At 36.1% G+C, this 11,925-nt stretch carries 14 protein-coding genes and 1 pseudogene; 8 read left to right on the plus strand and 7 right to left on the minus strand.

Going from position 1 to position 11,925, the window contains the following annotated elements:
* Positions 1-122: 122 nt before the first annotated feature.
* Positions 123-896, plus strand: coding sequence for a hypothetical protein (locus tag MKZ11_RS09275; protein ID WP_340794051.1), 774 nt, complete (start codon positions 123-125; stop codon positions 894-896).
* A gap of 303 nt (positions 897-1,199) precedes the next feature.
* Here the strand turns inward: MKZ11_RS09275 and MKZ11_RS09280 are convergent, their stop codons facing one another.
* From MKZ11_RS09280 to MKZ11_RS09310, 7 genes are all read right to left on the minus strand, one after another.
* Entirely contained in the window at positions 1,200-1,892 is a 693-nt protein-coding gene (locus MKZ11_RS09280) for a hypothetical protein (protein WP_340794053.1), read from the minus strand.
* Between the two features lie 55 nt (positions 1,893-1,947).
* Entirely contained in the window at positions 1,948-2,079 is a 132-nt protein-coding gene (locus tag MKZ11_RS09285; protein ID WP_340794055.1) for a hypothetical protein, read from the minus strand.
* A 155-nt stretch (positions 2,080-2,234) separates the two neighbouring features.
* Entirely contained in the window at positions 2,235-2,594 is a 360-nt protein-coding gene (locus MKZ11_RS09290; RefSeq protein WP_340794057.1) for a hypothetical protein, read from the minus strand.
* 128 nt (positions 2,595-2,722) lie between these two features.
* Positions 2,723-3,226 (minus strand): GNAT family N-acetyltransferase, encoded by a 504-nt coding sequence (locus MKZ11_RS09295; RefSeq protein ID WP_340794059.1) that lies wholly within the window; start codon positions 3,224-3,226, stop codon positions 2,723-2,725.
* Positions 3,227-3,491: 265 nt separating this feature from the next.
* Complete coding sequence (locus tag MKZ11_RS09300) at positions 3,492-3,728, minus strand: hypothetical protein (RefSeq protein WP_340794061.1); 237 nt, start codon at positions 3,726-3,728, stop codon at positions 3,492-3,494.
* Between the two features lie 739 nt (positions 3,729-4,467).
* Positions 4,468-5,247 carry an SDR family oxidoreductase gene (locus MKZ11_RS09305; protein WP_340794063.1) on the minus strand — a complete coding sequence of 260 codons (780 nt, stop codon included), beginning with the start codon at positions 5,245-5,247 and terminating at the stop codon, positions 4,468-4,470.
* 187 nt (positions 5,248-5,434) lie between these two features.
* Positions 5,435-5,728, minus strand: coding sequence for a 3-isopropylmalate dehydrogenase (locus tag MKZ11_RS09310; protein WP_340794065.1), 294 nt, complete (start codon positions 5,726-5,728; stop codon positions 5,435-5,437).
* A 510-nt stretch (positions 5,729-6,238) separates the two neighbouring features.
* On the opposite strand from MKZ11_RS09310, the pseudogene MKZ11_RS25070 reads away from it, so the two are divergent.
* The 7 genes and pseudogenes from MKZ11_RS25070 to MKZ11_RS09345 all read left to right on the plus strand — a co-directional run.
* Positions 6,239-6,819: pseudogene (locus MKZ11_RS25070) on the plus strand (tyrosine-type recombinase/integrase); the annotation flags it as partial.
* A 338-nt stretch (positions 6,820-7,157) separates the two neighbouring features.
* Positions 7,158-8,141, plus strand: a complete 984-nt coding sequence (locus MKZ11_RS09320) for a ring-cleaving dioxygenase (protein ID WP_340794066.1) — start codon at positions 7,158-7,160, stop codon at positions 8,139-8,141.
* Positions 8,142-8,156: 15 nt separating this feature from the next.
* The gene (locus tag MKZ11_RS09325; RefSeq protein WP_340794069.1) at positions 8,157-8,753 is read left to right on the plus strand and encodes an NADPH-dependent FMN reductase; all 597 of its coding nucleotides are present in this window, start codon (positions 8,157-8,159) and stop codon (positions 8,751-8,753) included.
* 844 nt (positions 8,754-9,597) lie between these two features.
* Positions 9,598-9,960 carry a YwqH-like family protein gene (locus MKZ11_RS09330; RefSeq protein WP_340794071.1) on the plus strand — a complete coding sequence of 121 codons (363 nt, stop codon included), beginning with the start codon at positions 9,598-9,600 and terminating at the stop codon, positions 9,958-9,960.
* 20 nt (positions 9,961-9,980) lie between these two features.
* A complete protein-coding gene (locus MKZ11_RS09335; RefSeq protein WP_340794073.1) occupies positions 9,981-10,283 on the plus strand; it encodes a YwqI/YxiC family protein in 303 nt (100 codons plus the stop codon).
* A complete protein-coding gene (locus tag MKZ11_RS09340) occupies positions 10,283-10,801 on the plus strand; it encodes a ribonuclease YeeF family protein (RefSeq protein ID WP_340794075.1) in 519 nt (172 codons plus the stop codon). The genes MKZ11_RS09335 and MKZ11_RS09340 overlap by 1 nt, the downstream gene beginning before the upstream one ends.
* Positions 10,765-11,913: an HNH endonuclease gene (locus MKZ11_RS09345; protein WP_340794076.1), complete on the plus strand. Its 1,149-nt coding sequence runs from the start codon at positions 10,765-10,767 to the stop codon at positions 11,911-11,913. Before MKZ11_RS09340 ends, MKZ11_RS09345 begins: the two co-directional genes overlap by 37 nt.
* Positions 11,914-11,925: the final 12 nt, after the last annotated feature.

Here is an 11,925-nt window from a genome sequence, read left to right on the forward strand (position 1 = left end):
CGAAATGATACTATGCGACGCTGGTGGTCACCCGCCATTTCAGTGTTACATTCCTACTTCTAATAAATACTCGTTATTTTAACAGAAGCTGAAATTTACCTTAGAAAGAAGTTGAGGAGTTAATGAATTCTAACGAAGATGCGGGAATATTTAATCCTAAGCTGATTATTTTCATTAAAAAAGATAATAATTTCATCATTTTACTTGCAGCAATTTATGCAATAATACCTTTAATGGAAAACGAAGTGGTATTAACTTTTATTATAGCTTTAATAAGTATTAGTTTTGGAGTTTTATTGAATTGGATATTGGGTACGGAGTGGGATAAGTTTCCACAGTTTATTTTATTTGTATGTATTCGGATGCTATTCCTATTATTAGGGATGATTTTTGTGATATTGTTTTTAATTAGGACAACGACTTTTAACTTAAACATAGAAATAGCTATTAGTTGGTATTTGCCCTTAATTCTTTTAATAGGTACGTTAGAATTTTTGGTTTTAATGATTATTTATCTCGATAAAATTCATTCAATAGAAAGCCCAAAAAAGAAATTGGTAATAATTACGGTTTTACTTGGTTTATATATAGCTGCTTACGTATTTTCAGGTATAAGTTTTAGCTATGGATATATGACATTAATTGAAACTATTTATAAGATTAAAATTGATGAATCAGATAGCTTTTACTTGAGTTTTTTAATCTCTAATACATTGCCAATCAATGATAATGTCTTTTTAAAGTATATAGCTCTGATAAATTCAAATAATCATTTACAAGCGTATCAATATTTTCATATTTATTCTCATAAGTTTATAGAACTGTCAATAATAGCCATTATATTAAAAGTGTTATTAGGGCTATTTAAATTTAAAAATGACACATCTGTTGATTAGTTAATTACTTCCAATAATACATAGTAAAAAGTGAAGGGTACTAGGTTCTAATTCAATTATGAATTGCTCTATAACCTGGTACTCGAAATTAGTGGCAATTGACTACGCAAAAGCAGTCCAGTCTGCTGCTGCGGCTGGTGGCGGCGGGACGTAACAAGACCAGTAAAGTGTCAGTCCGTCAAATCCTCTGAGCGTTTGAGCTAATATCCATCTCCTACTACCTAATCCCGTTGCTAACACTGCCTACTAGCAATGAAAAGCGTTTATAAAACCTCACACTCCATAAATATTCAAGTCATCTCGTTATTTAAATATAAATTTTCTCTTCCCGTTGTCATTCTGCAATTCAAACAATGTTGGTTTACTAACGAAGCGCTCTAGAAGCTCATAGGCCCTATGATCCGTTAGTTCATCAGGAATAGTAATGCCGCTAAATGACGTAGCAGAAATTAATGTATTAAAATCATATCTGAACTTGTAATCACCTGTATACGCCAGCGCTAACTTACCCTTCCAATCAATTTGATAAGACTGGCCTTCTTCTTTAGTAAACTTAATAATATGGTAGGCTGTCGCATCGTGACCGAGCAAATAAACATCAAATGCAGTCAAATTTAGATTCAAGTTTTCCTGTTCATTCTTGGATAGAAAGTCAATTTCATATGCCTTCCCATCTAGTGTTTCTAGGTCAAATGGTGCCTCATCACTTCCTACACGAAAACCTTTATAATCCCATTCTTGAGATGACATAGTACAACTATGATAGTTGTTCCATACAATCTTAGCGTGCCAATCGTCTACTTCTTCGTCTTCATCCTCATCCTCATCTAAATCTTCCTCATAATAATCCGCAGTTTCCAAATGTAAATCGAAATACAATCCCATTCTTTCTTTCGATTCTTCGTCTTCTTCATATTTAAAATGTGCACTCCATTTAAAGTTGATTATTCGATGACCATTAGGCCAAGGGTTGTCTACAAAATAAATTCGATCCATCATTATTCGCTCCCTTCTTGAAGTAAAGCACCACGTTAGTTAAAGTGGAAATCTATTATTTTTCTTTTAACTGTTTTAGTAATTCAATTATTTCTTTATTTTGCTCACTTGTTTTTTTTAGCTTCAGTTCAATCGAAAAGCATGTAATAACTATCGCAATCACACCAATTGTTATAATAAATTCCATTGAAATACTCCTCTCATTCAAGTTACTAATTCACCAAAAACATCCAATCCCCTTGTTCAACTAAACTGCTACGTTAGTTAAACAAGAAAAGAGCTGTCTAAGCAGCTCAACGATCTTCAAGTAAAGCACCCGTTAGTTGAAACCGCAAATATACATTAAACGAATTTTACTGATTCTGGATTTAATGCCACGAAATGCGACATCCAACAATCAGAACATTCTGTACCTATTTCATGTTTACATAAGCAAACCCTATTCATGCCATCACAACCATCATAACCGCAACAACCGTTTAACCTACTTTTATCTGAATGGTAGTTTGAATTGATTAAATCCTTAATGTTTATGATGATAGAACCTTTATGTCGTGGGGCGAAATAATCATCATCCGCAACTATATAAAAACCTTCAGGTATTAAATCTTGACCATCAGTTTTGTTCAACAAATTCAAGTCTTTTAACTCTATTACTTGTTTGGAAACATCTAAATTGCATAATTTACAAATCAGTTTCAATTTAAAATTCCTCCTTTGTATGATTTACTAACCTTCCTCCTTTGTATGATTTACTAACCTGCCCCTTTAGTTCAATAAGAAAAAAAGCTTTACTCCTTCTTGAAGTAAAGCACCCGTTAGCTCAAAAGTCAGACTTTTAGAACCATCAAATCCTCATCAAAATACTGCCCATTATATTTTAGGGCATTTTGTTCTACCCCATAGACCTCGAATTCCAAGGACTTGTATAGCTTCTTTGCAGAGTCATTTTCAGATACTACTGTTAAGTTTATTTGTTCTAATCCATCACAATTTTTTGCCTTGCTTATTAGTTCAGCCATTAGTAATTTTCCTATCCCACGCCCTCGACCTTCTGGTGCTACATACATCCCAAAAACATTACCTTTATGAGCGAATTTAAGATTGTTTTCACGCACAAAAGTTACGATTCCTACTAACAAACCACTCCCATCAAAAGCACCTAGAACAAATTTCCCTTTAGCTGGTACCAATCGCTCTATAACAGTTTCTAGTGACAATTTCACTTCACTTTCATATGTTGAGCCAAATGCTTCTGGATTGGTTATTAATGCACTCAATCGCAATTCTTGGTACAACCTGGCATCAGATCCTTGTAAAATACGAACATTCATTGGCAATTCTCCTCAGTTCCTTTTTTTTACTTTTATAATACAAATTATTCAATTAAACTGCCCAATTAGTTTAACAAGAACCTCAATTATCTCCATCCGAAAACCATCGATTCGATCACTGTACGGACTTGTATAATCCATACACACCAGGTTAACATAACGCTAGTTCACGGAAGTAGTTAACTCCATAGAAAAAGCCGCCATGTAAGGCAGCCAATAATTAACCTAAAGCTACCCGTTAGTTGAAGATTCGATTGCAAGCTATTTATTTTTCCTTTAAATTTATATTATTTATTATTAAGATAAGAGAAAATATTATTAAAAATATAAACCCAAGCAAAGACAATATATTTGTAATTAGAACTAACAATTCTCCAAATATATTTACTCCATAACCATCTCGGAACATTCCAAGTTTAGCGTAACTAAGCATGGAACTATTTAATAAAGTAAGTACAGCACTTCCAAATATACAATAAAGTAATTTCATATTTTTACTCAATGCGCCTATCCCCTTTAATTCAAAATATATAAATATTTTAACATAAAGTTCCAATAAACTTTTATTAAAGAACAAATTCTTTCTTCAAGTAACCTACCCCATTAGTTGAAGAGAGCTATTGATTTTTTTCTAATTTTTTTATGAATCTAATAATCCAATACAATAATATCCACGGTAGAATGAACTTTGTAGCCCATTCAATTACATTAGGAATCAAAATTGATGAGTTTATGCCCATTAACGGAAGTAATATCCAGAGTGCAAATAAAACTACAATACCAATAATCACCTTTTTCATCTCGACACCTCCATATCGACCTTATTTTACCATAATGGTCGATACCCCCACTTGAACTAAACTGCCCCTTTAGTTCAATAAGAAAAGCATTACTGTTGTTCCCTAAAGCACGATGTTAGTTTAATTAGTGCCTATTGCTAGCGATGCAGTGGTCCACATAATAATCGTTAACGATATGATAAGCCAAACTGTATTGGCCGTCGTTTTTTCTTCGTGTTTTACCTTTTTCAATATAGAAACCAAATTCAAACAAAATATAATGCACCAGATAGGCATTAAAAACCATCCTATGTAGAAAAAGAAAAATAACATAAAATCCACATTTTCACCCCTTTGTGGTTGTTTATCCTTGTTCAACTAAACTACCCCTTTAGTTCAATAAGAAAAAAGGCTTTTCTCCTTCTTGAAGTAAAGCACCCGTTAGTGAAAAAAGTTATCTAGTCATTTACCCAAAAATCCACCTTCAGATTTGATGATTTGACCTGTAATCCATTCAGAATCATCGCTAGCCAAAAATCTAATGAGTTTTGCAGCATCTGCTGGAACTCCAATACGTCCCATTGGAAAAAGATTAATAAAATGGTCTTTTAAGTCTTGACCCATCCAACCAGTATCAGTTGGTCCTGGATTCACAGAATTTACTGTTATACCAATAGGGGCGAGTCCAACTGACAATGGTTCAGTAATTGCAATAATAGCACCTTTAGTAGCGATATAGGCTAGATTATTTGGATCTGGACCACCCGAAACAAGATTTATGATTCTTCCACCTTTTCTTCCCAAAAAAGCTCTCTCAAATCTTTTAGCAAATTCCGTACTTAATAAAATCGTTCCACTATTATTAACCTGATAATGTTTAGTAAGAATATCTGTATTTAAACTTCGATAATCTGAGGGTGCCTCAAATGTAGCATTATTAACTAGGATACTTGGGCTACCAAGAGTATTTTCAACTTCATTTAAGAGGTTTATCGGCGATTCAGGATCTGATAAATCAACTTCGACATGATGACATCTCACTCCCATTTTGGTTATCACATCGCATAAGATACTTGGAAAATCTCTTTCTACACCATTACCCTCGTTTTCATCAAAATTACTCCAATGTGTAAAGAAAATATCTGCACCCGCATCCGCAAGTGATAAACAAACCGATGCTCCAATACCACTTGATCGACTTGCTCCAGTTACAATAGCTATTTTACCTTTTAAATTTGTCAAAATATAACCCTCCAATAAGCAGATTTATAGTAAAATAATGACCATTTTTAACCCATTAGAGAGTTGCCATAAGTAAATTCCCCTTTTCTTTTCTTATTCAACTAAACTGCCCCTTTAGTTGAATATGACAAGGGTGCTTAACGCCTAATTGAAGTAGAGCACCTGTTAGTTGAATATAATTGATCAATCAAATTTTCCTGCTACCATATTTTTTAAATACAGTTACTAAAATTGCAATAATGAAAACGATAACACTATTTATTAGTAAATAGTATCCTACTTGCATGCCATAAAATATTGCAAAAGCATCACGAATAAGAATTAGTGCTAATATACCGCCGATCGCCCCAAATAAAACTGATAACAATAATATTGTAAAAGCTACAAAGTATAAATTTTTCTTTTTTTTGTAAGATATAAATCCGATAATATTTGCAAAAACGATAAAAAAGCCCATAAGTATTAAGAAAAAATTACTCATTTAACTCCCCCTTTTTAATCATATGTTACCATTTAAACTAAAAGTCTTGTTGAACTATTCTGCCACATTAGTTAAACAAAGACCTGAATTTATTCAGAATACAGCTAAGGGATAACTGGTGGTATTCCTGCTTCGGTAAAAGATAAACAAATACAAAAAACACACAAATTAGTATACCGAAAAGAGATACGAATACAGAAATTAAAGGATTAACTCTTTTCAATTTCATCTTTAATCCCATATGTCGTTTTCTATTAACTGACCAATCTCTGACTTATTAATCCCATCCTTTACTGCTGCAAAGATTACTACGTACAAAATTAATAAACCAACAATCCAGAGTAAAATAGTTTCCCATAACACTTTTCTTTACCCCGAATTAATTATTACTTTAAACCTTATTAAACTAAACTGTGCAGTTAGTAAAAACACTCCTTATGTCTATAATTCTATTAAGTCGGCAACAACTCCTTTACTATTATTTTTTAGAAGGAATTGAATTGTTGTTGTCATGAAGAAGACCATTTGAGTAAGAATCCAACTTCTAAAATTACAGAACCCAAGGGAGGGAAGCGGATAACCAAGTATTTAACCGAACGGAAGATCGAACACCTTCGTGAATCCTGTCATTCCCCAATGGAAGGAGCGATTTTCGAATTCATGATTTCTACTAGTAGTCGAATTGGAGAAATAGTTGCGTTAGAAAAGAACCATATTAATGGGTCCAATCAATCCGCGATCGTTAGAGGGAAGGTGATAAGGAAAGGGAAGTTAATTTTAATATACGTTGCGACATAGGGCTTAAACGCTATCTTGAAAGCCATAATGACAATAATCCTGCTATCTTTGTGACAGCAAGGCAGCCACATATAATGAGTGTCGCCCAAATGCAATACATCATCAAACGAATTTCAAATCGTGCCGAAATCAATAAAGAGATTCATCCACACCAACTTAGACACAGATATGCAACTCATTTATTGAATAATGGAGCTCCTATTGAAGTCATACAAAGTCTTATGGGGCATGAGAAAAATGAAACCACAAGGATAGACACTCAATTAAGAGGAAGGCTAAGGAAAGAGTATTAGCAAAAGTACTCCAACAGTAAACAGTCTAAAGAAAGCCAATCTAGTAATTCACTTCACCTTGGATTTACTGTGAAATATAAGTAAATAGCAAGGATTCTTTACAAATACAAGCGACTTAGATACAAAGTGTTGACAGTTACAGTGACTTCATGTTAAATTTAGCTTGAATTCGAGATACTTGAATTAAGGATAAAAGGAATAAGTACTATAGAAGAGTGAAACGATTAGAAAAGAATCAACAAAATATAAATTGAAGCCAACAGGGGGATGTATTGATAGGGAAAAAACTATTAAGTACATGCTTTGAATATAAGGTAATAATAAAGGGAGGAAACTAAATGAACCATTTAAAAGGAATTCACCATGTAACAGCTATTACAAGTAGTGCAGAAAAGAACTATGAGTTTTTCACATACGTATTAGGAATGCGTTTAGTAAAGAAAACAGTCAATCAGGATGATATTCAAACATATCACCTATTCTTCGCAGATGATAAAGGCTCAGCGGGTACAGATATGACATTTTTCGATTTCCCAGGTATTCCAAAAGGAACACATGGAACGAACGAGATTTATAAAACTGCTTTCCGTGTACCGACAGACGTAGCACTTGATTACTGGGTGAAACGTTTTGATAAGTATAAAGTGAAAAACAATGGTATTGAAGAAGTGTTCGGTAAAAAAACAATTTCATTTGTGGACTTTGATGACCAACAATATATGTTGATTTCTGATGAATTTAATAAGGGTATTGAATCAGGAACGCCTTGGCAAAGTGGTCCCGTACCATTGGAATATGCAATTACCGGATTAGGACCGATTCATGTTCGTATCGCACAATTTGATTATTTAAAAGAGACTTTGGAAAAAGTGATGTTAATGCGTGAGATTGCGCAAGAAGGTTCACTGCATTTATTTGAAATGGGTGAAGGTGGGAATGGTGCGCAAGTAATTGTGGAACATAATACGATTTCCCCCGAAGGTCGCCAAGGCTACGGTACAGTTCATCATGCAGCCTTCCGCGTAGAAGATACGAAAGTATTATATGAATGGATTGAACATATGGAAGCTGCTGGTTTCAGTACTTCGGGGTATGTGGATCGCTTCTTCTTTGAATCTTTATATGCACGCGTAGCACCTGGCATCCTTTTTGAATGGGCAACAGATGGTCCTGGCTTTATGGGGGACGAACCCTATGAAACAGTAGGGGAAATCTTGTCGTTACCGCCATTCCTAGAAGGAAAACGTCAGCAAATTGAGGCATTGGTAAGACCGATTAATACAGTGCGTAGCACACTTAAAATAGAAAAAGAGCACTTATAAGGGGGGATAGAGAAAATGGGATTTTTCAATAAATTATTTGGTACACAACAAGAGGAGGAAAAGACAATGACAACATCAAACATAGGAATTATTTTAGGATCAACACGTGAAGGACGCGTAAGTCCACAAGTCGGGGCATGGGTAAAAGAATTAGCAGATAAACGTGGGGATGCAAACTACACGATTATCGATATTGCAGAATACAAATTACCACTTTTAGGTGAAGCTGGCGGCGACGCATCAGGTGCAGCAGCATGGTCAGAAATCATCGCAAAACAGGACGGATTCGTATTCATCGTTCAAGAATACAATCACTCTATCACAGGAGCACTAAAAAATGCGTTAGATTATTTACGTGATGAGTGGAACAACAAAGCTGCTGGTATTGTATCATACGGTTCAGTTGGTGGAGCTCGTGCAACAGAACATTTACGTGGTATTTTAAGTGAATTATCTGTAGCGCATGTTCGTGTACATCCAGCGCTATCGTTATTTACAGACTTCGAAAATGGTACAGACTTCAAACCAGCTGCTGTACAAGCAGATTCAGTAAACCAAATGTTAGACCAAGTTATTCCTTGGACAACTGCGTTAAATACAGTACGTAACTAATTTTTACATATGTAAATTTCTACAAATCCCAAAATGTGCATAAGCATATTTTGGGATTTTTAAAAAATTCTCTATTTAAATCGAGTGCAACTAAACAATTTTCGCCAAAGGATCTCTGAGTATGGAGATCCTTTGGCTTTTCTCATTTTACAAATGTCCAGTCAGAATAGTAGTTTTGCCCTTTTTCCGAGCTATGTTTGGGTGGGGGCTGTCGATCAGTCATTTTTACTCTGGGGCAACATAGTGACGTACTCAGTTTCTCATTCTGAAGTTAGCAGTGCTTCCTCAGGCGTCTCTAAGATTTCCTTTTCATTTCGCTTTAGGCGTTTCCTTTCGAGATTTCAGTATATCGGCACTGTTTTTTTCGTTTTTGCTTGGGCATGATACAACGTCTACTCTCTATTAATTACCGCATGTAGCTAGTGTTTTTTTGAATACTCATGAAAACGGATCTTAAGTCACGGAATCAGAATAGACATCCTGAAGTGCCTACTATATAAGTCATAATTTTTTAGGCTTAGGCGGTATAAGTAGGTGTGATAAAGTACTAAATAATATGGAGGAACATTATAAATAGGGATAATAGTCTTGTGGAAAATTTATGTCATATTAGATGTCTTTGACAAAGGGGAGATTAGAATGCTATTTATAGTATTATTGGATAAATACCATATCATTCTTTATTAACAATATAATGGAGAATTGGCGCGAGTTAATTATGGATGGTTATTATTAGATAACTTTTTACAACCTTATATTGGAATTAAACAGCGTCTCTGGTGCGAGTACCCGATAAGTCATTGGGGGGAAATGTGCGTTGAATGAAAAAAGGGGGGAATGAGGATTGCTTGGCTATTACTATGCACTATTGAGTAAGAAGAAAGGGGAGGTTGCACGTCTTTATGCGTGTCAATCCTCACTAAGCGAAAAACAGCAGCAATTCACTATGAAAGAACACAAATGTTTGGAACCAGAACTTTCGGCCACGACTTGGCATGGTAGACATGCTACTGATTTTCAAGCTATTCGTGAAGAGGGAATTCACACAGCTTATTTGGAGATTGCAGGTGCCCAGTTCGCAAAGGTATATAGTGCAATTGCAGCAAAAATTGCTTCACTTCAGGCAGAAATCGCCTCCATTCAACAGACTATCGAGCGTCTATTGGCCGAGGAAGCGGCAAGGGAAAAAGAAAAGACTTCCAACTAACAACGGGGGAGATAACTATCATGTCGACCGAAGTGAAGATAGACTATGGAGAAGTTGAAAACCAACTAAAGGAAATGAACAGTGAAACGGAGTCACTCATTCCAAGAGTTGAACCACCGATTACGGGGAATACGATGGATGTCGTGACTAAACAGACGAAGTTGTCGATTCAACTGGAACAGCTTTTGATGAACTATCAAACTATATTAATGGAGAATAGTAAAACGACGACTAGCTCCGTTGAATTCATGCGTGAATCAGACGAAAAAATAGCGACTGTTGTGCATAGTACATTATCCGGACCGAAGCAGGCGATGTTATAATGAAAGTAGTAAATGTCAGCCCTTTCCACGATGGCTTGCGGCGGAATAATACCATGCTAAATCGTTTGGAAAATGAAATGAAAGCAATCGAGACCGCAGTCGAAGGACTTGTTGCGCTGGAAGACTCATTGAAAGGACAAGGTGGTGATGCAATCCGTGCATTTTACGCGGAGTGCCACTTGCCGTTCTTATTGTTTTTCATGACGCTTAAAAGCAATTACGTAAAAGTCCTCACTCAAATGGATTACGCACTCGATGCGCTGGAACCGGATATGAACGGGTTCATCCGTGAAACCTTCCTTGAAGGAGAGGTTGAAGCCGGACTTAAGGAGATAGCCCAACTGACAAGCGGTCTCACCGACGAAGCGAACGACATTATGAATCAGGTCGCCGATATCGTTGCCCTTCCACATTTGAATGATAGTGATGTGCAGGGGGGGTCCGGGATGCACGGAGGAAACGGGATATTACGATTGCCGATTTGTATGAATTTGATGCGAACCAGACGAGGGCTTTAATAGCGATAGAGAATGACCTGAAGACGATGGAAACATGGCTTTCTGATATCGAAGGATTGTTCACAGACGGCGTAACGACCATTGACTTCCCAATGGATAAATGGGCAGCTTTATCGGCGGAAAATACTCTTCAGACAGATTTAGCGCAACGGACGGCCGGGATGGACGGCGTAAATGGCGGACAAGGATCCGGTGATGAACCTGGCAATCTAGTAGGGATGAATAAGTCTGAAGATGAGCAGTTGAAGGCTCTCTATGCTGCACTAGCAAAAGAACAACATGTGGGTAATCCTGTGAATGACTATGCAATCGATCCTCATACAGGCGAATACATCATGATGAACCAAGGACTCGTTCGTGTTTCAAAGGATTATGGACCCAAAGAACTGAGCCTCATAGATAAAGCCGGGTTGGGAGTAGCTAACTTCTTAATCCTGGATGATTTAAATACAATCACGAATCCCGATGCATCCTTCGCGGCCAAGGGACTGTCCATGGCCTCGATTACCCCTTTTGGGACAGCGATAAAAGCGGGTAACGCGGGTATTAGACTTGTTAGGAAAAATCCGATTGTGAAGTGGAGAAGTCCTAAGAAAGTTGAAAATGTTACTGGTAAGGGTAAGGTTAACTACAAGAACATTGATGAGTTTATTATAGGAACTAAAGTTTTTGATGATGTTATTGATGATTATGTAAAAATGTACAGTGAAAAAATTTCAACAAATAAAACGTGGTCATGGAATAAGTCAATCCTTGGTGGAGAGAATTTGACTGCTAGCCAGCGAAGAATTATTAAGGAAAAAGCAGTTGCAGAGAGCTTGATCCCTGATATAAAAGTTAGTAAAGTTGATGGAATGAGATATGGCTTTGCGGATTTTAAGAGTGCTGGAGTTGTTCAAGAGACTAAGCAATTACCTGAGAATATTTGGTTGTTATCAGATGATAAGCAATTTGAATGGCTTGATAATGCAATTGTTAGAAGACCTGCAGGTACGACATGGCATCATACTGAAATACCAGGTAAGATGGAATTAGTACCTTTTGGAATACACAATATTACTATTCATAATGGTGGGAGGTCAGCTGGAATGTGGGCAGATGCTCCTAGATAATATAATAAAGAA

It is taken from the genome of Sporosarcina sp. FSL K6-1508 (genome assembly GCF_038007465.1).
Lineage (GTDB): Bacteria > Bacillota > Bacilli > Bacillales_A > Planococcaceae > Sporosarcina > Sporosarcina psychrophila_B.

Bases quoted from the DNA above. Each gene is read 5' to 3' on its own strand.
- MKZ11_RS09340 (WP_340794075.1), top strand. From the start codon at position 10,283: ATGAAAGTAGTAAATGTCAGCCCTTTCCACGATGGCTTGCGGCGGAAT.
- MKZ11_RS09335 (WP_340794073.1), top strand. From the start codon at position 9,981: ATGTCGACCGAAGTGAAGATAGACTATGGAGAAGTTGAAAACCAACTA.
- MKZ11_RS09325 (WP_340794069.1), top strand. From the start codon at position 8,157: ATGGGATTTTTCAATAAATTATTTGGTACACAACAAGAGGAGGAAAAG.
- MKZ11_RS09320 (WP_340794066.1), top strand. From the start codon at position 7,158: ATGAACCATTTAAAAGGAATTCACCATGTAACAGCTATTACAAGTAGT.
- MKZ11_RS09275 (WP_340794051.1), top strand. From the start codon at position 123: ATGAATTCTAACGAAGATGCGGGAATATTTAATCCTAAGCTGATTATT.
- MKZ11_RS09295 (WP_340794059.1), bottom strand. From the start codon at position 3,226: ATGAATGTTCGTATTTTACAAGGATCTGATGCCAGGTTGTACCAAGAA.
- MKZ11_RS09285 (WP_340794055.1), bottom strand. From the start codon at position 2,079: ATGGAATTTATTATAACAATTGGTGTGATTGCGATAGTTATTACATGC.
- MKZ11_RS09310 (WP_340794065.1), bottom strand. From the start codon at position 5,728: ATGAGTAATTTTTTCTTAATACTTATGGGCTTTTTTATCGTTTTTGCA.
- MKZ11_RS09280 (WP_340794053.1), bottom strand. From the start codon at position 1,892: ATGGATCGAATTTATTTTGTAGACAACCCTTGGCCTAATGGTCATCGA.